Origin of the sequence: Microbacterium testaceum (genome assembly GCF_020781835.1) — a bacterium.
GTDB lineage: Bacteria > Actinomycetota > Actinomycetes > Actinomycetales > Microbacteriaceae > Microbacterium > Microbacterium testaceum_H.
In genome coordinates this window covers 42,684-66,022 of the sequence record NZ_JAJGNJ010000014.1, presented here as the reverse complement: position 1 = coordinate 66,022, position 23,339 = coordinate 42,684, and the positions used below count along the sequence as shown (strand labels likewise).

Sequence of the window (23,339 nt, the reverse complement as noted above, 5' to 3'; positions counted from 1 at the left end):
CACTCCTCGCTCGGCTACCTACCCCCAGTCGAGTACGCTCGACAGTGCACCCATCAAATGGAAACCGACGACTCACAGAACGTCCGGACCGAATGAAGGGGGCGGCTCACCCGCGGAGCGACCCTTCCGCCACGGGGCGCCCTCGACGGCTGACACGGTGGCCTCGATGCGGACGTCGACGATCGCGGGATCCTCGGGCAAACCGGCGCCGGTCCACGCGAGCGGGATCACGTTTCCGGCGCCGCTGGACGAGGTGAACGTGGTCGCGGCGCGGGTTTCGGCATCCATGGCTGTCTGGACGTACCCGATCGACGAGGTGAGATCTTCTGCAGTGTCGCGGACGCGACGCGCAGCGAGCACGTCGCCGTCCTCGGAGTCAGCGATGGCCTGACCGACGGCAGCGAACAGCCCCATGCTGCTGTGCGCGACGAACACCACGGAGAGAACCAGCACGACGCCGGCGATGGCCGCTATCGCGACGGCGGCGACGATACGGCGACGGATCATCCGCGGACCGCCGCCCGTGTCCGTCAGGCGCTCTTGCGCTTCTGCGCGAGCACCACGGTGGCGGGGGCGCCGTCCTCGACCGACGCGCGCGTGATGACGACCTTCGCGACGTCGTCGGCGGAGGGGATGTCGAACATCACCGGGCCCAGCACATCTTCGAGGATCGCACGCAGCCCGCGGGCGCCGGTCTTGCGTGCCACGGCGAGGTCGGCGATCGCGCGCAGCGCCTCCTCTTCGAACTCCAGCTGCACGCCGTCGATCTCGAACATGCGCTGATACTGCTTGACGAGCGCATTGCGCGGGGCCGTGAGGATCTCCATCAGTGCGTCCTGGTCGAGGGGAGACACGGATGCCACGACGGGAAGGCGACCGATGAACTCGGGGATCAGACCGAACTTGTGCAGGTCTTCCGGCAGCACCTCGCTGAAGAGGTCGGGCGCGTCCTCCTTGCGGTGCAGCGGAGCGCCGAATCCGACGCCGTGCTTACCGACACGAGCGGAGATGATCTCTTCCAGGCCCGCGAAGGCGCCGGCCACGATGAACAGCACGTTCGTCGTGTCGATCTGGATGAACTCCTGGTGCGGGTGCTTGCGGCCGCCCTGCGGCGGGACCGAGGCGACCGTCCCCTCGAGGATCTTCAGCAGAGCCTGCTGCACGCCCTCACCCGAGACGTCCCGTGTGATCGAGGGGTTCTCGGCCTTGCGGGCGATCTTGTCGACCTCGTCGATGTAGATGATGCCCGTCTCGGCACGCTTGACGTCGAAGTCGGCGGCCTGCAGGAGCTTGAGGAGGATGTTCTCGACGTCTTCGCCGACGTAGCCCGCCTCGGTGAGGGCCGTGGCATCCGCGACCGCGAACGGCACATTCAGACGCTTCGCGAGCGTCTGCGCCAGGTAGGTCTTGCCGCACCCGGTGGGACCGAGGAGCAGGATGTTGCTCTTGGCGATGTCGATCTCTTCGGCGCGCTGTTCGGCCGGCTGCAGCGTCCCGTGCGAGCGGACGCGCTTGTAGTGGTTGTAGACGGCGACCGCGAGCGCTCGTTTGGCCGGTTCTTGGCCGACCACGTACTCCTCGAGGAAGCCGAAGATCTCACGGGGCTTCGGAAGATCGAAGTCGGCGACCTCGCCCGAGGACGACTCGGCCATACGCTCTTCGATGATCTCGTTGCACAACTCGACGCACTCGTCGCAGATGTACACGCCCGGACCGGCGATCAGCTGCTGCACCTGCTTCTGGCTCTTGCCGCAGAAGGAGCATTTGAACAGATCGGCGCTTTCCCCGATGCGTGCCATGCCCGTGCCTCCCTATCCCCGGCCACTCGCCCGAATGACTTTGAGCCTAACCGCTGCCCGCGACATTCGAGGGCATTTGCGCGAGTGCCGTTGCTGTGATCGCCGATGGCGGACACGGATGCCGCGGCCGAGCACCGCGGCATCGGTCCCGCCGAACGACGATGCCCCGCCGGTGGTGTTCCGGCGGGGCATCGTGCGCGCATTCAGGCGGTGAGAGCCGCCGGCACGCGCTTGCGGGTCGTCAGGACCTGGTCGACGATGCCGTACTCCATCGCCTCCTGTGCCGAGAGGATCTTGTCGCGGTCGATGTCCTTGTTGACCTTCGCGACGTCCTGGCCGGTGTGACGGGCCATCGTCTCTTCCAACCACGTGCGCATGCGCATGATCTCGGCGGCCTGGATCTCGATGTCCGATGCCTGGCCGTGACCGGACTCGCCGACGGCGGGCTGGTGGATCAGGATGCGGGCGTTCGGAAGGGCCAGACGCTTGCCGGGGGCGCCGGCAGCGAGCAGCACCGAGGCCGCCGAGGCGGCCTGGCCGAGCACGACCGTCTGGATCTGCGGCGAGACGTATTGCATGGTGTCGTAGATCGCCGTCATGGCCGTGAACGAGCCGCCGGGCGAGTTGATGTACATGATGATGTCGCGGTCGGGGTCCTGCGACTCGAGGACGAGCAGCTGTGCCATGACGTCATCGGCCGAAGCGTCGTCGACCTGGACGCCCAAGAAGATGACGCGGTCCTCGAACAGCTTGTTGTACGGGTCCTGGCGCTTGTAGCCGTAGGCCGTGCGCTCCTCGAACTGGGGCAGGATGTAGCGGCTGCTCGGCATGTGCGCGGCGCCGCCGCCGAAGGTGGGAGTGTGCATTGCGGTGTCCTTTCCTCTCGCCCTCGGCCTCAGGCCGCGGTCCCGCCGCCGCCGGCGACGTCGGTCGCGTGCTCGCGGATGTGGTCGACGAAGCCGTACTCGAGGGCCTCGTCGGCGGTGAACCAGCGGTCGCGGTCACCGTCGGCGTTGATCTGCTCGACGCTCTTGCCGGTCTGGGCGGCGGTGATCTCGGCGAGACGCTTCTTCATGTCGAGGATGAGCTGCGCCTGCGTCTGGATGTCGCTCGCCGTGCCGCCGAAGCCACCGTGCGGCTGGTGCAGCAGCACGCGAGCGTTCGGGGTGATGTAGCGCTTGCCCTTGGTGCCGCTGGTGAGCAGCAGCTGACCCATGGACGCGGCCATGCCGATACCGACCGTGACGATGTCGTTCGGCACGAACTGCATCGTGTCGTAGATCGCCATGCCGGCCGTGATCGAGCCGCCGGGCGAGTTGATGTAGAGGTAGATGTCCTTCTGCGAGTCCTCTGCGGCGAGCAGCAGGATCTTGGCGCAGATCTCGTTGGCGTTCTCGTCACGCACCTCCGAACCGAGCCAGATGATGCGGTCCTTCAGCAGCCTGTCGAAGACGCTCGTTGCCATAAGGGGTTCGGGCATTGGTGCTCCTCTTCCGGTGATCTGCAACGAATCTACCGGCGCGGTTCAGGCCGGGTCGCCGTGTTCGCCGCGGGCGGATCAGGCGTGTCCGTCGGCGATCTCGCGCGCGTATCCGGTCACGGAGCGGGTGTAGCGCGGCAGGTGCGGAGCGAGCGCCTGGAGCGCGATGGAGGCCGCCCGCTCGGCGTCCCCCGACGAGACGAGTGCGAGGGCGTAGAACGCCGCCACCGCGTCGTGGAGCGGTCCCCGTGGCTCGCGCTCGTACTCGCCGCGGAGCAGTGTGAGAGCCTCGTCGACCTTGCCGAGATTGCGGATCGTGCTCGCGAGCTGGATCGTCGCACGGGTGCGACGGTGATCGTCGAGCCCGATCTCCAACGCCCGGCGGTAGAGCACCTCAGCCTCTCCCTCGAGCCCTGCGGAGTCGCGAGCGCCCGCGCGTTCGAAGAGAGCGACAGCGTCGTCGTCGGGTCGTTCGCTCGCGAGGACGTCGATCCGTTCGATGAGCTGTTGCTCGGTCAACGTCGTGTCATCCCACACCGCGTCGACGCGGTCCTGCCAGTCGTCCATGTACGTTCTTCCCTGCGTCGTGAGCGGCGCCTTCCGGCCGCGAACCCCGTCGAGTGTCCAAGACACGCCGTATCGGTCGGTCGTCATCCGGCGTGTCGTGGACAGTCAGCTAACGAGGCGGTGACAGGAACAGGGGATGGATGCCGTGGCATCCACCCCCTGTCTGCACGACGTGCGAGTGTTACTCGCTGTCGGCGGCCTTCTTCTTGGCCGGAGCGCGCTTCTTGGCGGGAGCCTTTTTGGGGGCCTCCTCGACGGGGGCCTCTTCCGCCTCGACGACGGCGTCCGCGTCGGCGGCGGCGTCGGCGATCTCCTGCGCCTCTTCGACGACCTCGTCCTCGGCGTCGGTGGGCTCTTCACCCTCGACGGCGACGAAGCCGGTCAGGTCGACGGGCTTGCCGTTGGTGTCGACGACGGTCACCTTGCCCAGGGCGATCGCGAGCGCCTTGTTGCGGGCGACCTCGCCGACCATGGCGGGCAGCTGGTTGCCCTGCTGCAACGCGTTGACGAAGTCCTGCGGGGCCATGCCGTACTGCGCGGCCGACTGGATGAGGTACTGCGTCAGCTCGTCCTGCGACACCTGGACGTCGGCATCTTCGGCGATCTTGTCGAGGACCATCTGGGTGCGGAACTGCTTCTCGCTGGCCTCGGTGACCTCGGCGCGGTGCACGTCGTCGTCGAGGCGGTTCTCGCCCTCGAGGTGGTTGTGCACCTCGTCCTCGATGAGCTGCGGCGGGACGGGGATCTCGACGGCCTCGAGCAGCGCCTCGACGAACTTGTCGCGCGCGGCCGCGCCCTGCGTGAAGACGGACTGCTCGGACACGCGCTCGGCGAGCGACGCGCGCAGCTCCTCGAGGGTGTCGAACTCGGATGCCATCTGGGCGAAGTCGTCGTCGGCCTCGGGGAGCTCGCGCTCCTTGACGGCGGTGATGGTGACCGAGACCTCGGCCTCTTCGCCGGCGTGGTCGCCGCCGACGAGCTTGGAGCGGAAAGTGGTCTGCTCGTCGGCCGTGAGCGAGTCGATGGCCTCGTCGATGCCCTCGAGCAGCTCGCCGGAGCCGACCTCGTACGACACGCCCTCGGCGCGGTCGATCTCGGCGCCGTCGATCGTGGCGACCAGATCGAGCTCGACGAAGTCGCCCTTCGCGGCGGGACGGTCCACGGTCACGAGAGTGCCGAATCGGGCGCGCAGGCGGTCGAGCTCGGCATCCACGGCCGCGTCGTCGGTCTCGACGGCGTCGACGGTCACGGTGATCGTGTCGTAGGCGGGCAGATCGAACTCCGGACGAACGTCGACCTCGACGTCGACGACCAGGTCACCCGAGTAGTCCTTGAGCTCGGGCAGCTCGACGATCTCGGCGCTGGGGCGGCCGATGACACGCAGCTCCTGGTCCTCGACGGCCTGGCGGTAGAACCCGTCGAGACCCTCGTTGACGGCGTGCTCGATGACGGCGCCGCGGCCGATGCGCTGGTCGATGATCGGCGCGGGCACCTTGCCCTTGCGGAAGCCGGGGATCTGCACGTCCTGAGCGATGTGCTCGTAGGCGTGGGCGATGCTCGGCTTGAGCTCTTCGGGCGAGACCGTGATGTGGAGCTTGACCCGGGTCGGGCTGAGCTTCTCGACGGTGCTGTTGACCATGCGGTGTGTTCTCCTCGTGTGGCCCGCGCGCACGCGGGGGCCGGCTAGGCCTGTGGTCTGTGGGGCCGTTTGCGTCGGGGCGACAGGATTTGAACCTGCGGCCTCCCGCTCCCAAAGCGGGCGCTCTACCAAGCTGAGCTACGCCCCGGGGCGACGCGCAAGACGCGTTCGACGAAACGACCCCTGGAAGTCTAGTCGATGGAGGTGTGAGCGCCGATCGAGAAGCTTCGCGGATGCCGCGGCGCGACTCGAGAACAGGTCATGCCGCGAGGACAGGCCGATCCGGCCCCGATCGCCCGGCTCTGAACGCAGCCCCCGTTGTGGTCACCGCCGTGTTCGTCGGACGGCCCGGCGTGAAGTAGAGTGGTCGACGCTGCGGTTCGCCGCCGCGGGGATGTAGCTCAATGGTAGAGCCTCAGTCTTCCAAACTGATGGTGCGGGTTCGATTCCCGTCATCCCCTCCACATCGACTCTCAGCTGAGCGCTGGGTCTTCCCCGAGCACCGCCCGAAATGATTCCGGCAGCGCCACGTTCTCCCCGGCATCCGCGAAGAATCCGGCCACCTGCTGCGGCCGATACCCGGCGATGCCGCAGCCCACCTCGGTGACGAGGAACCGCAGTTCGGGATGCTCGGCCGCGAAAGCGATGAAGCGCCGCGCGTGCTCCTCGAACACCGTGAGTCCGGACATCGTGTCGATGCCGTAGGACTGTCCCTGCAGCCCCTCGGACTGTCCCCAGATCGCACCGAAGCGGTCGTGCGCGAACCGCGCCGCGCCCCCGCCGTGCGCACCTGAGGCGTTGGAGCCGAAGACGAAGATCTCACCGGGCTGGAGCGTTTCGATGTGCATGGTCGCACGCTAGACGCGAGGCGCGCCCCATCGCGAGGGGGTTGATCGGCATCCCGATCTTGCCGACGTCCCGTGCGGGTGACCCTCGGCGTTCATCCGTCCCCGCGAGGCGAACACGGTGTGGTAGGAATAGCGCGTGGTCGCCCGAGGCCACGAATTGCTCGCCGCAGGGGTGCTGCGAGCTCGGCGTGCACCGTTTATGGGGGGAACATGTCCACGTCCTTTGGTGCGCGTACGCGCCGGTACATTTCCAGTGCGGTCGCGCTGGCGCTCACGCTGTCGTTGGGGCTGGGCGTAGCCCCCGCGGCCTCGGCGGCTCAGCCGACGCCCACGCCCACACCGACACCGGTGTCCGCCAGCCCCACGGCATCCCCGGCGCCCGGACAGACCGCGTCCGCCACGCCGCGACCGACGAGCACACCCGCTCCCAGCCCGACCACGACACGGACGCCGACGCCGACCACCTCGGCCACGCCGACGCGTACACCCTCGCCCACCACGTCGGCCACGCCGACGCCGAAGCCCACCGTCAGCCCGACGAAGACCCCGACCCCGACTCCGAGCCCGACCGGTTCGTCCCAGCCGATGTCGATCTCCGGGCTCATCTCCGTCGCGAGCGGATCGTCGTTGCCCGCCACCGGCATCACGGTGCGCGCGTACAGCAAGGACGACCTCTGGACCGAGGTGGCCGCCGCGACCGTGACGTCGAACGGGAAGTACACCCTGAGCGGGCTGAAGGCGGGAGGGTACGTGCTGTTCGTCGACGTCGCCCCCTCCACCGGTCTGCTCGCCGAGTGGTACAACGACAAGACCAGCCGGTACGCCGCCGACGCGATCACGCTCGCCGCCGGGGTCGATCGCACCGGCGTCAACGTGACCCTGGCGAAGGCGGCATCCATCTCCGGTGTCGTGACCGTGCCGGCGGGCACGCCCGGCGGGGTCAGCGGCGTCTTCGTGTCGGCGTACGACCAGTCCCAGAGCTGGATCGGTTCGGCCGCTGTCGCGGCAGACGGCTCCTACACCGTCTCGTCGCTCCCCGCCGGCCCTGTCTTCCTGCAGTTCAGCTCCAGCTCCAGCAGCGGACTCGTCACGGAATGGTTCAACGACAAGAAGGATTTCTCGACGGCCGACGCCATCACACTCACCGCCGGCGAGAAGCGCACCGGAGCCGATGTCACGCTCGCCAAGGGCGCCGTCATCAGCGGGCGCGTGTCCGTGCCCACGGGGGTCACGATCAGTAGTTGGACGATCAGGGTGTCCGTGTACCACGCGAACCAGCGCTGGGTCGCCGACACCTATGCGGCGAGCGACGGCACCTACCGCCTCGCGGGTCTCCCCGCGGGCGACTACCGCCTGCAGATCGACGCCGACACCTCCAGCGGCCTGCGCGACGAGTGGTACGAGGATGCCGCGAACTTCGGTTCCGCGAAGACGGTCACCGTCGCGGCAGGAGCGACTCGCACCGGCGTGAACCCGACCCTCGCACGCGGGGCCACGATCTCAGGGCGCGTCACCGTCCCGGCCGGCTCCTCGCCCTCCGAGGTCTCGATCTACGTGTACGACTCGTCGCAGAGCACGGTGGGGTACACCAACGTCCGATCCGACGGGACGTACTCCGTCGGCGGTCTGCCGGGCGGGAGCCTCCGCGTCCGCTTTTCCGCCTACTCGCCGTCGGTCCTCCTGCCCGAGTGGTGGAAGGACGCCGCGGACTTCGCCTCGGCGACTCCGATCGACGTGTCGGCGGGAGGCACACGCACCGGCATCGACGCCACCCTCGGTGCGGGCGCCTCGATCTCGGGAACGGTCACCGCTCCGGCGGGCTACGCCGTCAGCGGCGGCTCGGTACAGGTGTACTCGAGCGAGCACAACTGGGTGTCCTCCACTCCCGTCAGCGCCGACGGGTCTTACGCCGTCACGGGATTGCGCGAGGGCACGTACCACCTCCGGTTCCAGCCGCCGTACGGCTCCGCGCTGCTTTCGGAATGGTGGGACGACGCCACGACATGGTCGGCGTCCACCGGCATCACCCTCGCCAGCGCACAGGCCGTGACCGGTGTGGACGCCCAGTTCGCCGTCGGTGCCACGATCACCGGCACCGTGACCGTACCCGTCGGCACACCCCGGGGATCGAATGGCAGCCGCATCTCCGTCTACGCGTCGTCGAACTCGGGAGGGTCCTACTCCTCGTCGAGCACCACCGTCAACGCGGACGGGACCTACGCGCTTCGGGGGCTTCTCCCCGGCGAGTACGTCATCTCGTTCCAGGCACCCGACGAATGGGGGCTGATCGACGAGTACTACAACGATGTGGCGACCTACGCCGACGCGACACGTGTCGCAGTCGGTGCGGGCCAGACCGTGAGCGGCGTCGACGCGAGCTTGATCACGGGAAGCACAATTTCGGGGCGTGTGACGCTTCCTGCTGGGGTTTCCGTCGACTCGATGCAGTACCGGGTCACCGCGTACGGCCCGCAGATGAGCTACGTGGCGTCCACCGGCATCCAGGTAGACGGCACCTACTCGCTGCGAGGACTCCCCGCCGGGTCTTATCGGCTCCAGTTCTCAGCGCCCTCGAGCTCGGGCGTGCTGTCGGAGTGGTATTCCGACAAGGCCAACTACTGGTCCGCGGACTCGCTTACGGTGACCGCCGCGCAGTCCGTGTCCCATGTGGACGTCACTCTGGACCGCGGCGGAGTGGTGAAGGGCTACGTACGGGACGCGGCCGGTGCTCCCGTGTCGAACGCGCGCGTGACGATACACCCACGATCCGGCAGCACGTGGGGATGGGGCTCGTCCGTCACCACCGACAGTGCGGGTGCGTACACGTTCACCGGCCTGAGCCCGGCGACCTATGCGCTCGAGTTCACTCCCCCGTCGGGTTCGGCGCTGCTGCCCGAGTGGTGGAACGACTCAACGGACCAGGCGACGGCAACCGGCCTGACAGTGGACGCGGGCCAGGTTCGCAGCAACCTCGTCACCAAACTTGCGACGGGCGGCTCGGTGGCGGGAACCGTACGCTCCGCCGACGGAGTCGCCGTGGGCGGAGCGGACGTACGCGTTATGAACCGCGCCGGTGTCGAGGTGGGCTCGTCCCGGACGGACGCGGCAGGTGCGTTCAGGGTGGTCGGGCTGCGCGCCGGAGACGTCGCCGTCGGTGTCCTCACGGGGGGTGGGCTGACGTTCTCCAACGGCGCCGGCTCGATCGTCGCGGCGGCGTTCTCATCCGTGGCGCTCGGTCGGACCACCACCGTCGAGATCGCCCTGGGTGGTCGCTCGATCACCGGCGTCATCACCGCGGCCGACACCGGCGCGGCGATCTCGAGCGGTACGGTCACGCTGTACTCGTCGACCGGCGCCGCCGGGATTCAGGCCACCATCGGCAAGGGCGGCGCGTACGCGCTGCGCAACGTCCCGCCCGGTTCCTACACGCTCGCGGTCCGTCCCGCCGATGCCGCGTACGCGCAGACATGGGCCTTCGGTGCGTCCTCAGCGGCAGAGTCCGACTACTTCACGATGAGCACGACATCGCTGAAGAAGAACCTCGCGGTGCTCCGTGCCGGTGCGATCACAGGTGACGTCCGCACCTCGTCGCAAGGGGGTCTGTCGCTGGGCCTGTGGCAGTCGAACGGCGCGACATGGGAGCGCACCGGGTCGCAATGGATCTCCGACGGCCAGACCTTCACGTTCGGGAGCCTCGCACCCGGCGTGTACGCGCTCGTCTCCTCGACCTACGATTTCGCATCCGACGATCCGGCGTCGGCGCCGCGGATCACGGTGGGCGCGGGTGCCACTGTCGACATCGGGACGGTGACGGATGTCCCAGCCTCGGCGGGGAGCCTGAGCGGGTCGGTGTCCGGCATCACATCCGCCTCGAACGTCGCCGTGTTCGTGACGTCCGCCGACGGCACGATCCGCTCCACCACGGTGAAGCGCACGGGACCGACGTCGTTCACCTACACGTTCCCCGCACTGTCTGCAGGTTCGTACACCGTGGGGGTGCAGAGCCCGTCGGCGCCCACCGCCTGGTACGGCGGGACGAGCGCCTCGTCCGCGCGGAAGGTGACCGTGTCGGCCGGAGGCGCCGCGAGCGCAAACCTCGCTGTCGTCCCGGGCAAGGCGAGCCTCGTCGGCACCGTGACCGGTCCCGACGGCGTCGGGGTTGCCGGCGTGTACGTCGCTGTCACGGAGACAACGGCCGCCGGCGGCATCGTCGACGCGAGGAGCGTCACCACGGGAGCGGACGGGCGCTACTCATTCCCCTCCGCGCTCGCCGCCGGTCACGCATACACCGTGACCGCGAGCAACTCGCCCGGGACGTCGGCGCGCGCGGAGATCCTTGCGCGCACGGGGTCTCAGACGGTGGACCTGGCGTTCGCGGCGCCCGCACGTCTGAAGGGCACCGTCCTGGATGCCACGACCGGCGCGCCCGTGGTCGGAACACCGGTACACATCGTCCTCAACAACGATGAGGGGCTCGTCGAGGAGACAGTGACCGACTCGCGCGGTCGGTACGACTTCTCGGATCTGTCGAGCGGGTCGTACCGCGTGCGGGTCGGTGCCTACAGCAGCGGCTACTCCCTGCCGGACGCGAGGAACTCGACGTACGCCCCGGAGTGGGTCGACAACGCCGCGACCCGCAGCGCCGCGACACCCGTGGCGGTGACGGCAGGATCGGTGGCCACCGTCCCCACGAGCAAACTGTCGGCCGGAGGCTTGCTGACCGGCCGGGTGAAGGCATCTCTCGCGACGGGCGGGAACGTCTGGCTCAGCAACGCGCACGTGTCGGTGAAGACCACCTCGGGTGAAGAGGTCGTGTCCGCGGAGACGAGCGCGACCGGAGCCCCGGGCGTGTACTCCGCCGTCCTCCCGCCGGGCACGTACCGCGTGTGCGCCTCCCTTCCGACGGGGGTTCCCCGGAGCGACCACTTCGGCGAGGCGTGCGGCACCACGACCGTCACCGTCAAGGCCGGGGCGGCGTCCACGGCGAACGTGACGCTCACCGAGCTGAAAGACCTGCAGACGACGAAGCCGCGCATCATCGGCAGCCCGAAAGTCGGGTCGACGCTGACCGCGGATCCCGGCGCGTGGACGGCGGGCACCACGCTCGGTTACACCTGGTTCGCCGGGAGCCAGGCGATCGCCGGGGCGACGAAAAGCACGTTTCGACTGACGTCCGCACAGGTGGGCAAGGCGATCACCGTGAGGGTCCGCGGGACCCAGACCGGCTACGTGCCCGCTTCGCTGACATCCTCCGCCACCAGCCCGGTGAAATGAGTCCGCGGGGCCGGCGGTCCACGCCGTCGGCCCCGCGGACGACCGACTGGCGGTCGCCCTAGGCTCGAGTCGATGATCACATGGGCGAACCGCTGGCAGATCCCCCTCTACCTGACGGGGATTCTCGCGGGCGCCGCGGTCGGAATCCTGCTGCCCAGCGCGACTCCCGTCTTCACGGCGCTCGTCAATCCGACCCTGATCGTGCTCCTGTTCGCGACGTTTCTCGCGGTGCCGTTCGTCGAGATCGGCCGCGCGGCGCGCGATGTCCGCTTCCTCGCGGCGATCCTCCTCCTCAACTTCGCACTCGTGCCGGCGCTGGTCTTCGGGCTCTCCCGCTTCGTCGCCCACGATCGGGCGATCCTCGTCGGCGTCCTGCTCGTCCTGCTCGCCCCCTGCATCGACTACGTCGTTGTCTTCACGCGGATCGCCGGCGGCGCGGCATCCCGGCTTCTGGCCGTGTCGCCCGTGGTCATGCTCGTTCAACTCGCGCTGCTGCCAGTCTTCATCGGGCTCATGGCCGGACCCGACGTCATCGACGGTATCGACATCGCCCCGTTCACGAGCGCGTTCGGCCTCTTCGTCGTCCTGCCGATGGGACTCGCCGCTCTCACTCAGGCGCTGGGACGCCGGGTCGCGGTCGCACGAATGGTCGAGCGCAGCATGGATGCCGCGATGGTGCCGATCCTCGCCGTCACCCTCGCGGTCATCGTCGCGGCCCACGTCGGGACGGTCCGCGACCATGTGAGTGCCCTCTTAGGGGTGCTCCCCGTGTACGTCGCCTTCCTCGTGGCCGCACCGCTCCTGGGCGTCGTCGTCTCCCGGCTCTTCCGGCAGGATGCGGCAACGGCGCGGGCGACGGTGTTCTCCGGCTCCACGCGGAATTCGCTCGTCGTCCTGCCGCTCGCCCTGGCCCTGCCCCAGCCGCTGGCCGCGGCATCCGCCGCCGTCGTCGCGCAGACCGTCGTCGAGCTGATCGGGATGATCGTGCTCGTCCGCGTCGTTCCGCGCCTGATTCCGCGGTGAGAATCACTCAGCTGGGGGTCGCCGCCGAATGCCGCTCCACGTGGTCGAGGTAAGTCTGAGCGTTACGCAGGATGCCGGCGCGTTCCTCTGACGTGAGCGCGCGGCGCACCTTCGCGGGCACTCCCGCGACGAGCGAGCCCTCCGGGATTACGGTGCCCTCCAGGACCACCGCTCCCCCGGCCACGAGGCATCCGGGTCCGATCTCGGCGCCCGAGAGCACGACGCTGCCCATCCCGATCAGCGAACCGTCGCCGATCGTGCAGCCGTGCACCACGGCGTTGTGTCCCACCGACACGTCCGCGCCGATCGTGACCGGACGACCCCGGTCGACGTGCACCGACACGTTGTCCTGCAGGTTGCTCCGTGGGCCGAGCACGATCGCCGCGCTGTCCCCGCGCACGACGGCGTTGTACCAGACGCTGGAATCCTCGCCGAGGGTCACATCGCCGATGATGCGTGCACCGGATGCCACGAACGCGGTCGCATGCACCTCCGGCGTCGCATCGGGCAGGGCGAGGACAGTGGCATCGGCAGCGATCGTCATACCGCCGACCCTATCGCCGGAGTGAGGTGAGGATTGCCTGTCTACCAGGGATTTAGCCGAGCCTCATCTTGCTTGCGGAATGTTCCGGGCTGAGTAGCGTTGCTGTCAGAACGACTTCCGAAGAACCCGAGGAGATCTCATGAGCACCGTTCAGACGCCCGCCGCCACCACCGTCGACTCGACCATGGCGTCCAGCACCGCACAGTTCCTCTCGCCGGTCGTCCTCGGTCTGGAGGCCCTCGTCGTCAACGGCAAGCAGGCGCATTGGCACGTGCGCGGTTCCAACTTCATCGGCGTGCACGAGCTGCTCGACACCGTCGTCGCCCACGCGCAGGACTGGGCCGACCTCGCTGCGGAGCGCATCGTCGCCCTCGGTCTCCCCATCGACTCGCGCCTGTCCACCGTCGCCGCCAAGGCGAAGGAGACCGCCGTCCCCGCGGGCTTCGCTCAGTCCGACGTCATCATCCGCGCCGTGATCGCCGACATCGACGCCGTTCTCGTCGACATCCAGACCGCCATCGACGGCCTCGACGAGACCGACCTGTCGAGCCAGGACGTCGCGATCGAGATCAAGCGCGGCCTCGACAAGGACCGCTGGTTCCTCTTCGCGCACCTCGCAGCCTGACGGACCCTCCGAGAAGGGGGCGGCGCTTCGGCGTCGCCCCCTTCTCGCGTCAGGAGTCAGGACGCGTGCGTCACCCGACCCGCGATGAGTGTGGTGCGGACGGGCATGGAACGCAGACCGCGCTCATCCGCGGTGCGAGGATCGGCGTCGACGATGACGAGGTCCGCACGCGCTCCCGGGGCGATCTCCGCGGGAGAGGTCGATCCTCCCGCGGTGGATGCCGCGATGGCGGTGTCGATGTCGACACGCTGATGCGGTTGCCACGCATCGCGCCCATCTCGGGTGCGGAACACCGCGGATGCCATCGCGGCCCACGGGTCGAGCGGCGCGACGGGGGCATCGGAGCCGAAGCGGAGGTTGCCGCCGCTGTCGGCCAGTGCGCGCAGCGGATACGGCTGCGCGGATTGCTCCGCCCAGATGGCATCCGTCATGTCTCGATCGTCCAGGGCGTGCTCGGGCTGCACGCTGGCGGCGACCCCCAGACGCGCGAACCGCGGAATGTCCGCGTGCGCGACGAGCTGCGCGTGCTCGATCGTGCCCACCGCGCCGGTGCGGGCGTACGCATCGAGCGCGTGCGCGTTGGCGACATCGCCGATCGCGTGGATCGCGCACTCGAGTCCCGCGGCCGTCGCGCGCGTCATGAGGTCCTCGAGCTCGTGAGGCGGGATCGTCAGCAGCCCGTGATTGCCGACATCTCCCGGATAGGGATGAGCGCACGCGGCGGTCCGCGTGCCGAGCGATCCGTCGGTGATGGCCTTGAGTGGGCCGACGCGGACGAGGTCGTGGTGCGCCCCGCGCACGGGGTCGCCCGTTCGAAGGCCTTCCGCGATCGCTCGATCCAGATGCTGCGGATACGTGCCGTACGACACCCGCAGCGCGTCGAATCCCCGTGCGACGCGGCGCTGCCACGGCTCGTCGTTCCAGGTCATGTCGAGGTCGACCAGTCCGACGATCCCCCGCGCGGCGGCGGCGCGCGCCATTCGCTCGACGGCGCGGTCCGCGACATCGGACCCGACGTCGTTGATCCGTCGCGAGATCTCGAACGCCTCCTCCTCGCGCAGCATCCCGGATGCCGAGGGCTCGATGCCCTCGCGACGGAAGGCGGCGGAGTTCATCCACACGCTGTGCACGTCGGCGTTCACGAGGTAGGTCGGCGCCTGGCCCGTGGCGGCATCCAGTACGTCGAGCGTGGGCTCGTCGGGCCACAGTCCATCGCGGAAGCCCACTCCGATGCGCCGGCCGCCGGACACGGGCGCGCGTCCCATGATGGCGGCGGCTTCAGCGGCCGACGCCGCATCCCCGAGCGGGATCCGCTCCACACTGAGCGCCCACTGCACGACATGGACGTGGTGATCCCACAGGCCGGGCAGGAGCCAACCGTCCCTCCCGTCGATGATGTGGCCGCGGGGCCGCAGGTTGCCGGTCGGCGCGATGTCCAGGATGCGTCCGTCGGCGAGCACCAGGTCCACGGGTTCACCGGGCGTGGGCAAGAACTCCCGGCCCGGACCGGCCACACGGACCGCGCGGACGAAGGCCGCGGTCTCGCCGATCATGCCCGCGGTCGCGCGTCGGCGGCGCGGCGCATCTCGGCAGCGAGAGACGGGTTGGCGTACGGCCGATCGCTCAGTCCGTCGATGATCGTGTCCACGACCTCGGCCGAACGGTTCTGCGACAGCTTCCGCTTGGCGACGACCCGCGTCGGTGTCAGCCGGAACCCGACCGTGCCCCGCTCCAGCCGCTCGACGAACTCCGGGTCGTTCGGCGCGCGGTACAGGCCGCGCGCATCGACGCCGTCGCCCTCGAAACGGGCGACGAGACGGTCGAGCACCCGCAGGTTCTCGTCGGGAGAGAGCAGTTCCGGGATGCCGCTGAGATGCGCCGTGACGAAGTTCCATGTCGGCACTGCCGGGACGTCGCCGTACCACCGCGGCGACACGTAGCCATGCGGACCTTGTACGACCACCAGCAGTTCCCGATCCCCGAGCCCGAGGATCGCATCGTCGGGCTTGCCGACGTGCCCCACGATGGCGAGATCGTCACGCTCATCGTCCAGAAGCACGGCGTAGTGGGAGGCGACGAGCCCCTCCGCGCCGGACGAGACCAGGGTGACCCACGGATTCTGCTCGATGAGACGTCGGATCTCGCCGACGTCGGTGATCGCGAAACTCGGATTCTGCCGCACCGGATCAGCCTAGAACGCTCACGCCTGGCAATTCGGACACCAGTACAGCTTGCGTCCGGCCGCCTCTTCCACGAGCACCGTCGTGCCGCAGACCCGGCACGGAAGACCCGCCCGGTGGTACACCCAGTGCCGGTCGTCCCGGTGTGCCATCGCGCGACGGTAGGCCTCGGGGTCGAGATCGTCCATCGTCATCATCTGCCCGGTCTGCACGCCGATCGCCAGCAGGCGCACCCAGTCGCGCCAGATGTCGCGCACGGTCTCCTCCGGCACGTCTCGGCCAGGGGTGTGCGGGTTCTGACGTGCGCGGAAGAGGAGCTCGGCGCGGTAGACGTTGCCGATACCGCTCACGACGGCTTGATCCATCAGCAGCAGGCCGATGGCGGTGGGCTTGCGCCGGACGGTGGCGACGAAACGCTCCTCCCCCTCGGCGATGTCGTCGACGAGCGGGTCGGGACCGAGCTTCGCGATCGTCGCCGCGACCTCGTCAGGGCTCTGCAGCTGGCACGCGGTGGGCCCGCGCAGGTCGGCGCACGTCGCCTCGGTGAGCAGGCGCAGACGCACCGCTCCCACGACCGGAGGCGGCCATTCGGTCTGCTCTTCGAGACCGGTGGTCTGCTCCGACATCCGCACCCGGGCGCGCCGCGGTGCACCGATCGAGGTCAGGGAGTTCTCGCCGGCGGCATCCAGAATCGGCTCGTCCAGGACGGTGCCGCGTTGGTTGGTCTGACCCATGCGTCCGTTCGCGGCGGCGATGGTGGCGTCCACCGCCACCTCGCCGGAGAAGTCCCACGCCCCGTACATACCGAGGTGGACGCGCAGCCACACGTCCGGGTCGAACCGCACGAACATCTGCTTTCCGACGGCGCGGACCTCCAGGGCCCCGCGTCCGTCGATGACCGCCGCACCCTCCGCGAACCGGCCCTGGGGGCTGGATGCCGCCACGGCGCGGCCGACGATGTTGCGGTCGAACTGCCGGGCGATGCGATGGACGGAGTGCCCTTCGGGCATCAGCCTGCCTCGGGGTCGAACGAATCGCTCGCGTCGAGCACGTCGGGCTCCTGCTGCCCCTCGCGGGGGTCGGGTACGAGGATGCCGTCCTGCTCGTAGGCGGCGAGCTGCGCGATCCGGCGGGCATGGCGCTCTTCGCCGGAGAACGGCGTTGCGATGAACCGGTCGATGAACGACACGGCCTCATCGAACGTGTGCTGACGTGCCCCGATCGCGATCACGTTGGCGTCATTGTGCTCGCGCGCCAGTTCGGCCGTCGCGATGCTCCACACGAGGGCGGCGCGGACACCGAGGACCTTGTTCGCCGCGATCTGCTCACCGTTGCCGGATCCGCCGAAGACGACACCGAGCGTCTCGACGCCGTCGGCCTGGTCACGCACGACCGCCTGGGCGGCGCGGATGCAGAACGCCGGGTAGTCGTCGAGCGGGTCGTACTCGATCGGACCGTGGTCGACGACCTCGTGGCCCTGTTCGGCCAGGTGGTGCTGAAGCTGAGTGGAGAACTCGAGACCGGCGTGATCGGTGCCGATGTGAATGCGCATGCGCTCATCCTATTGAGGGTCGCTGACACGTCGGGTGGACGCGAAGGCGCCGCCCACCCGACGCGGGCGGCGCCGCGGTGCGTCAGGGCCGAAGTCCCGCGGCGACGGGCTTGAATCCGGCGCGGACGTTCTCGCAGCACCCCGGACGGCACACGTCATACCAGGGGCCGAGGTCGGTGACGTGGGGACGTTCCGCCTTCGGGGTTCCCTTCAGACGCTCCTCGACGAGGTCGATCAGCCCCGACACGTACGCGGGGTCGATGCCCGGCGTGGGGGTGCGGACGGCACGGATGCCGGCCTCCTCGGCGGCTTCCATCGCTTCGGTGTCCAGGTCCCAGAGGACTTCCATGTGGTCGCTGACGAAGCCGAGCGGCACGATCACCACGGCCTCGGCCCCGCGGCCGGGGAGCTCGGCGATGACATCGTTCACGTCGGGCTCCAGCCACGGCTGCGACGCGGGGCCGGAACGCGACTGGTAGACCAACTCCCACTCGACGTCGGCGACGGCCGCGGCGACCTCGGCCATCACGAAGGCGGCGACGGCCTTGTGCTGCGCCTCGTAGGCACCGCCCTCGCCGAAGTCGACGTCGCGCGGACCCGAGCGCTGGGCATCCGCGGTGGGGATGGAGTGGGTGGAGAAGAGGACGCGGATCTTCTCGGGCGCGACGCCATCGGCGACGTAGGTGGACACGGCATCCTTCACGCCCTCGACGAAGGTCGAGACGAACCCGGGGTGGTCGAAGAACTGGCGCACCTTGTCGATCGTCACCGTCTCGCCGAGGCCGGTGGCCTCGAGCACGCGGGCGTAGTCCTCGCGGTACTGGCGGCAGCTCGAGAACGAGCTGTACGCGCTCGTCGCGATGGCCAGCAGGGTCGTGTCGCCGGCCTCCGCGGCCTCGGTGACGGCTTCCTCGAGGTAGGGCGCCCAGTTGCGGTTGCCCCAGTACACGGGAAGGTTCAGCCCGCGCCGGGCGATCTCGGCCTCGAGCGCCGCCTTCAACTGACGGTTGTGCTCGTTGATCGGGCTCACACCGCCGAAGTGACGGTAGTGGTGCGCGACCTCTTCGAGGCGCTCGTCGGGGATCCCGCGCCCGCGCGTGACGTTGCGCAGGAAGGGGATGACATCGTCCTGACCCTCGGGCCCGCCGAAACCGGCGAGGAGGATGGCGTCGTACGCCACGGGCGTCTCGACCCACCGGGGTCCGGATGCCGCGGCAGGCGACGCGTAGAGGACGGTCTCGGGGCTGGTGTCCGTGTCGGTCGTGCTCACCCCGACATCCTCCCACCTGCGCGATCAGCCCGGGCGTGGGGTATCTCGACATTAGGCTTATACGGTTGTCGTCGGCGCCAGCAGTGCCATCCGCGACGATCCACCCACATCCTCGGGAGAACGCCAGTGCCAGGAGAGAACCTCACCCGCATCGAAGCGCAGGAGCGCCGCGCGATCGTCGACACGCACGAGTACCGCGTGCAGCTCGACCTCACGCGCGGCGACGAGGTGTTCGGTTCGGTGACCACCGCCCGCTTCGCCGCCACCGAGGGGGCGTCGACCTTCATCGACCTCATCGCGCGCACCGTGAACTCCGTGACCCTCAACGGTCGCAGCCTCGATCCGGCAGAGGTCTTCGCCGACTCCCGCATCGCGCTCGACGGACTCCAGGCCGAGAACGAACTCGTCGTGGACGCCGACTGCGAGTACACGAACACCGGAGAAGGCCTCCACCGGTTCGTCGACCCCGTCGACGGCGAGGTCTACCTCTACACCCAGTTCGAGGTGCCCGACTCGCGCCGTGTCTTCACGGTGTTCGAGCAGCCCGACCTCAAGGCCGAGTTCACCTTCACCGTGACGGCTCCCGCCGCGTGGAAAGTCGTCTCCAACTCCCCCACCCCCGAACCGGTCGAGGCCGGCGATGGTGTGGCACGATGGGATTTCCCCGCGACGCCGCGCATCTCGTCGTACATCACCGCCCTCATCGCCGGTCCGTACGAGAGCACGTCCTCCGAGCTCACCAGCGCCGACGGCCGCGTCATCCCGCTCGGCGTCTACGCCCGCAAGAGCCTGTGGCAGTACCTGGATGCCGACTACGTCTTCGACAAGACGCGTCAGGGCTTCGCCTACTTCGAGGAGAAGTTCGGCTTCCCCTACCCCTTCGCCAAGTACGACCAGCTCTTCGTGCCCGAGTTCAACGCCGGTGCGATGGAGAACGCCGGCGCCGTGACCTTCACCGAGACCTACGTCTTCCGCAGCAAGGTCACGGATGCCGTGAAGGAGCGTCGTGTCGTGACGATCCTCCACGAGCTCGCCCACATGTGGTTCGGCGACCTCGTCACGATGAAGTGGTGGAACGACCTGTGGCTGAACGAGTCGTTCGCCGAATGGGCGTCGACGATCGCCACGGCCGAGGCCACCGAGTGGGAGGCCGCCTGGACGACCTTCAACGCCATGGAGAAGACGTGGGCCTACCGCCAGGACCAGCTGCCCTCCACGCACCCGGTCGTCGCCGAGATCAACGACCTCGAGGACGTGCAGGTGAACTTCGACGGCATCACGTACGCCAAGGGCGGCTCGGTGCTGAAGCAGCTGGCGGCCTGGGTCGGCATCGAGCAGTTCTTCGCGGGCGTCGCGGCGTACTTCCAGAAGCACCAGTGGTCCAACACCGAGGTCGGCGACCTTCTCGCCGAGCTCGAGACGACGAGCGGACGCGACCTCGGCGACTGGGCCAAGAAGTGGCTGGAGACGGCGGGCGTGAACACGCTCTCGCCGCTCATCGAGCAGGATGACCACGGCTCGCTCACGCGGTTCGCCATCGTGCAGACCGCGCCGTCGGACTACCCCACCATCCGCCCGCACCGTCTGGCGGTGGGCTTCTACTCGCTCAACGGCACGGGGGTCCTCGAGCGGGTGCACCGCGTCGAGCTCGACGTCGACGGCGACCGCACCGAGGTGCCTCAGCTGCGCGGCATCCGTCGCCCCGACCTCGTCCTGCTCAACGACGACGACCTCGCCTACGCCAAGATCCGCCTCGACGAGCGGTCGCTGGCCACCGCCATCGCGCACCTGAAGGACATCGGCGACCCGCTCGCGCGGTCCCTTGTCTGGGGAGCCGCGTGGGACCAGACCCGGGATGCCGAGGCCTCGGCGACCGACTACATCGACCTGGTGCTGCGCAACATCGGTGCGGAGACCGAGTCGACGACCGTTCGCACGACGCTCGCTCAGCTGCAGCTCACGGCGAACAGCTACGTCGCACCGGCGACGCGTCAGGCTGCGCGCGAGCGCGTCGCGGACGGACTCTGGGAGCTCGCGCAGGCGGCCGCGGCCGGCAGCGACAGCCAGCTCCAGTTCGTGACCGCCTTCGCTGCGGCCGCCGCGACACCGGCGCACGTCGACGCCGTACGGGCCCTCCGCGACGGCGAGACGGTCCTGGACGGCCTCGAGGTCGACACCGACCTGTCGTGGCAGTTGCTGGTGGCGCTCGCCGCCGGTGGCGCGGTCACGGCGACCGACATCGACGATGCTCGCGCCGCCGACAACACCGCCAAGGGCGGCGAGTTCGCGGCGCAGGCCAAGGCAGCCCTCCCGAGCCTCGAGGCCAAGCAGGAAGCCTGGAGCTCGCTCATCGACCGCGCCGACGCGCCCAACACGATCGTGCGCTCCGCCGCCCTCGGCTTCACACACCCGGCGACGGTGGACGTCCTCGCCGAGTTCGTCGGGCCGTACTTCGACATGCTGCTTCCGATCTGGGAGAGCCGCAGCTACCAGATCGCGCAGTACCTCATCGTGGGGATGTACCCCGCCGCCCTCGCGAACGTCGAGCTGCGGGATGCCACCCGCGCGTGGCTGTCCGCTCACAAGGACGCGGCTCCGGCACTGCGTCGCCTCGTCAGCGAGAACCTGGCGGGCGTGGAGCGCGCGCTGGCCGTGCAGGAGCGCGACGCGCAGTAGGTCGCAGTTCACCGGATACGCCCTCTCCCGCTGCCGCGGGAGGGGGCGTACCTCTTCCGATGTACGTCGAGGCGCGGAGATCCCTCCGAGGACGGACGCGGAGAACGGTGACCGCTTCCTAGCGTGGACGCATGATCGTCGCAGACCACCTCACCAAGAGATACGGCACCCGCGTCGCCGTGTCCGACGTCTCCTTCACCGTCCCGCCGGGACGCGTCACCGGGTTCCTCGGACCCAACGGCGCCGGCAAGTCCACGACGATGCGCATGATCGTCGGACTCGACCGACCGACCGCGGGCAGCGTCACCGTCAACGGAACGCCGTACGATCGCCTGCGCGCTCCCCTGACCGAGGTCGGCGTGCTGCTCGACGCCAAGGCTGTGCACACCGGGCGTACGGCCCGTAATCATCTCCGGGTCATGGCCGCCACCCACGGAATCAGCCGCCGACGCGTCGACGAGGTCATCGAGATCACCGGCATCGCGTCGGTGGCCGACAAGCGGGCGGGGGGCTTCTCCCTCGGCATGGGTCAGCGGCTGGGCATCGCCGCGGCACTGCTGGGCGACCCGCACACGCTCATCCTGGACGAACCGGTGAACGGTCTCGACCCCGAGGGGGTCCGCTGGGTGCGCGAGTTCGTGCGCCATGTGGCCTCCCAAGGGCGCACCGTCCTGCTCTCCAGCCATCTGATGAGCGAGATGGCGATGACCGCCGACCACGTCATCGTCCTCGGCCGGGGCTCGGTGCTCGCCGACGCCCCTCTCGCGGATCTCGTGCGCTCCTGGACCACCGAGGCGGTGCTCGTCCGCTCTCCGGAGCTTCCCCGCCTCGTCGAAGCGCTCGCGCCGACGGGCGTGACGGCGACGCCCGTGGAGCCCGGTTGCGCCAGCCTCACCGGCGCCTCGGCATCCGACGTCGGGGACGTCGCCGCCCGACACGGCATCCCGCTTCACGAACTCACCCCGCGCCGCGGTTCTCTCGAGGACGCCTACCTCGCCCTCACCGAGGACGCGATCGAATACAAGACGAAGGAGCTCGTATGACCGCCCTGACCTCGCCCCGTCGCGCCACGTTCACGGATGCCGCGGGGGGACCGACGTTCCTGCGGACCCTGCGTGGCGAACTCCTCAAACTCGTGACATTGCGGTCGACGTGGTGGTCGCTCACGATCGCTGCCGTTCTCTCGGTCGCCATCGCCTTTCTGTACGCCTCGGCCTCGGACGGCGGATCTCCCGTCCTCGGCGTGCTCGTCTCCGCCCAGTTCACGATGCTCGTGGCGGGGGTGCTGGGCGCGATCACCGTCACCGGCGAGTACGCCACCGGCATGATCCGCTCGACCCTGGCCGCCGACCCCCGCCGCGTCCAGGTGGCGCTGGCGAAGAGCATCGCTGTCGCGATCGTCGTCGGTGCGGCCACCGCCGTGAGCTACCTGGTGTGCCTCGCCGTCACGGTTCCGATGTCGTCCACCGAGGTCGCCTGGGCCGAACCCGCCCAGGCTCTGCTGCCCCTGGTGCTCGGCATCGCCGCGATGGTCGCCTACGCCCTCATCGGGATGGGCTTCGGTCTCCTCATCCGCAACGGCGCCGGCGCGATCGCCGCGACCGTCGGTGTGCTGTTCGTCGCCCCCATCGCCGTGAGCCTCTTCCAGTTGGGCGGGGCGTCCTGGCAGTGGGTCGTCGACCTCGGCCGCTACCTCCCTGTCGCCGCCGGATCCGACCTGACCGCGATTCCCACCGGGGATCCCCTGGTCCCCGCGCTCACGCTCACGGCCTGGGTGGTGGCGCTCGTCGGCGCCGGCATCGTTCTGCTGCAGCGTCGCGACGCGTAACCGTGTGAGGAAGGAGGGATGCCTCGATGCTCAG

The 23,339-nt window shown here is 69.1% G+C and carries 20 protein-coding genes and 2 tRNA genes; 7 read left to right on the top strand and 15 right to left on the bottom strand.

The window, feature by feature from the left end:
• Window positions 1-72: 72 nt before the first annotated feature.
• The 7 genes from LL239_RS16340 to LL239_RS16310 form a co-directional block, all read right to left on the bottom strand.
• Window positions 73-507 (bottom strand): hypothetical protein, encoded by a 435-nt coding sequence (locus tag LL239_RS16340; RefSeq protein WP_228164450.1) that lies wholly within the window; start codon window positions 505-507, stop codon window positions 73-75.
• A gap of 23 nt (window positions 508-530) precedes the next feature.
• The gene (gene clpX / locus LL239_RS16335; protein WP_228164449.1) at window positions 531-1,799 is read right to left on the bottom strand and encodes an ATP-dependent Clp protease ATP-binding subunit ClpX; all 1,269 of its coding nucleotides are present in this window, start codon (window positions 1,797-1,799) and stop codon (window positions 531-533) included.
• Between the two features lie 203 nt (window positions 1,800-2,002).
• Window positions 2,003-2,665 carry an ATP-dependent Clp protease proteolytic subunit gene (locus LL239_RS16330; RefSeq protein WP_138172345.1) on the bottom strand — a complete coding sequence of 221 codons (663 nt, stop codon included), beginning with the start codon at window positions 2,663-2,665 and terminating at the stop codon, window positions 2,003-2,005.
• 29 nt (window positions 2,666-2,694) lie between these two features.
• On the bottom strand, window positions 2,695-3,279 hold the full coding sequence (locus LL239_RS16325; RefSeq protein WP_228164448.1) for an ATP-dependent Clp protease proteolytic subunit: 585 nt from the start codon (window positions 3,277-3,279) through the stop codon (window positions 2,695-2,697).
• A gap of 78 nt (window positions 3,280-3,357) precedes the next feature.
• Window positions 3,358-3,846, bottom strand: a complete 489-nt coding sequence (locus LL239_RS16320) for a tetratricopeptide repeat protein (protein ID WP_228164447.1) — start codon at window positions 3,844-3,846, stop codon at window positions 3,358-3,360.
• Window positions 3,847-4,027: 181 nt separating this feature from the next.
• Window positions 4,028-5,485 carry a trigger factor gene (gene tig, locus LL239_RS16315; RefSeq protein ID WP_228164446.1) on the bottom strand — a complete coding sequence of 486 codons (1,458 nt, stop codon included), beginning with the start codon at window positions 5,483-5,485 and terminating at the stop codon, window positions 4,028-4,030.
• Between the two features lie 74 nt (window positions 5,486-5,559).
• Window positions 5,560-5,633: transfer RNA gene (locus tag LL239_RS16310), tRNA-Pro, on the bottom strand.
• Window positions 5,634-5,875: 242 nt separating this feature from the next.
• Between LL239_RS16310 and LL239_RS16305 the strand changes: the two genes are divergently transcribed.
• Window positions 5,876-5,949 (top strand) — tRNA-Gly (locus LL239_RS16305).
• 9 nt (window positions 5,950-5,958) lie between these two features.
• On the opposite strand, the gene LL239_RS16300 is transcribed toward LL239_RS16305, so the two are convergent.
• Both LL239_RS16300 and LL239_RS16295 read right to left on the bottom strand, forming a co-directional pair.
• Window positions 5,959-6,333, bottom strand: coding sequence for an A1S_2505 family phage non-structural protein (locus LL239_RS16300; protein ID WP_228164445.1), 375 nt, complete (start codon window positions 6,331-6,333; stop codon window positions 5,959-5,961).
• Between the two features lie 317 nt (window positions 6,334-6,650).
• Window positions 6,651-6,971, bottom strand: coding sequence for a hypothetical protein (locus LL239_RS16295; RefSeq protein ID WP_228164444.1), 321 nt, complete (start codon window positions 6,969-6,971; stop codon window positions 6,651-6,653).
• On the opposite strand from LL239_RS16295, the gene LL239_RS16290 reads away from it, so the two are divergent.
• Window positions 6,961-11,607: a carboxypeptidase-like regulatory domain-containing protein gene (locus tag LL239_RS16290; protein WP_228164443.1), complete on the top strand. Its 4,647-nt coding sequence runs from the start codon at window positions 6,961-6,963 to the stop codon at window positions 11,605-11,607. The genes LL239_RS16295 and LL239_RS16290 overlap by 11 nt on opposite strands.
• Window positions 11,608-11,679: 72 nt before the next feature.
• Window positions 11,680-12,630 (top strand): arsenic resistance protein, encoded by a 951-nt coding sequence (locus tag LL239_RS16285; RefSeq protein ID WP_228164442.1) that lies wholly within the window; start codon window positions 11,680-11,682, stop codon window positions 12,628-12,630.
• Between the two features lie 7 nt (window positions 12,631-12,637).
• Here the strand turns inward: LL239_RS16285 and LL239_RS16280 are convergent, their stop codons facing one another.
• Entirely contained in the window at window positions 12,638-13,174 is a 537-nt protein-coding gene (locus LL239_RS16280; protein WP_228164441.1) for a gamma carbonic anhydrase family protein, read from the bottom strand.
• Between the two features lie 139 nt (window positions 13,175-13,313).
• Here LL239_RS16280 and LL239_RS16275 point away from each other — a divergent pair, with 139 nt between their 5' ends.
• Complete coding sequence (locus tag LL239_RS16275; protein ID WP_228164440.1) at window positions 13,314-13,799, top strand: Dps family protein; 486 nt, start codon at window positions 13,314-13,316, stop codon at window positions 13,797-13,799.
• A 56-nt stretch (window positions 13,800-13,855) separates the two neighbouring features.
• On the opposite strand, the gene LL239_RS16270 is transcribed toward LL239_RS16275, so the two are convergent.
• The 5 genes from LL239_RS16270 to LL239_RS16250 form a co-directional block, all read right to left on the bottom strand.
• A complete protein-coding gene (locus LL239_RS16270) occupies window positions 13,856-15,352 on the bottom strand; it encodes an amidohydrolase (RefSeq protein WP_228164439.1) in 1,497 nt (498 codons plus the stop codon).
• A complete protein-coding gene (locus tag LL239_RS16265; protein ID WP_228164438.1) occupies window positions 15,349-15,981 on the bottom strand; it encodes an FMN-binding negative transcriptional regulator in 633 nt (210 codons plus the stop codon). Before LL239_RS16265 ends, LL239_RS16270 begins: the two co-directional genes overlap by 4 nt.
• A gap of 18 nt (window positions 15,982-15,999) precedes the next feature.
• The gene (locus tag LL239_RS16260) at window positions 16,000-16,989 is read right to left on the bottom strand and encodes an Fpg/Nei family DNA glycosylase (RefSeq protein ID WP_228164437.1); all 990 of its coding nucleotides are present in this window, start codon (window positions 16,987-16,989) and stop codon (window positions 16,000-16,002) included.
• Window positions 16,989-17,531, bottom strand: a complete 543-nt coding sequence (locus LL239_RS16255; RefSeq protein ID WP_228164436.1) for a ribose-5-phosphate isomerase — start codon at window positions 17,529-17,531, stop codon at window positions 16,989-16,991. The genes LL239_RS16260 and LL239_RS16255 overlap by 1 nt, the downstream gene beginning before the upstream one ends.
• 82 nt (window positions 17,532-17,613) lie before the next feature.
• Entirely contained in the window at window positions 17,614-18,801 is a 1,188-nt protein-coding gene (locus tag LL239_RS16250; RefSeq protein WP_228164435.1) for a ferrochelatase, read from the bottom strand.
• Window positions 18,802-18,927: 126 nt separating this feature from the next.
• Here LL239_RS16250 and pepN point away from each other — a divergent pair, with 126 nt between their 5' ends.
• The 3 genes from pepN to LL239_RS16235 all read left to right on the top strand — a co-directional run bounded on the left by pepN (window position 18,928) and on the right by LL239_RS16235 (window position 23,305).
• Entirely contained in the window at window positions 18,928-21,477 is a 2,550-nt protein-coding gene (gene pepN, locus LL239_RS16245) for an aminopeptidase N (protein WP_228164434.1), read from the top strand.
• Between the two features lie 131 nt (window positions 21,478-21,608).
• Window positions 21,609-22,520: an ABC transporter ATP-binding protein gene (locus tag LL239_RS16240; RefSeq protein ID WP_228164433.1), complete on the top strand. Its 912-nt coding sequence runs from the start codon at window positions 21,609-21,611 to the stop codon at window positions 22,518-22,520.
• Window positions 22,517-23,305: an ABC transporter permease gene (locus LL239_RS16235; protein WP_228164432.1), complete on the top strand. Its 789-nt coding sequence runs from the start codon at window positions 22,517-22,519 to the stop codon at window positions 23,303-23,305. The genes LL239_RS16240 and LL239_RS16235 overlap by 4 nt, the downstream gene beginning before the upstream one ends.
• Window positions 23,306-23,339: the final 34 nt, after the last annotated feature.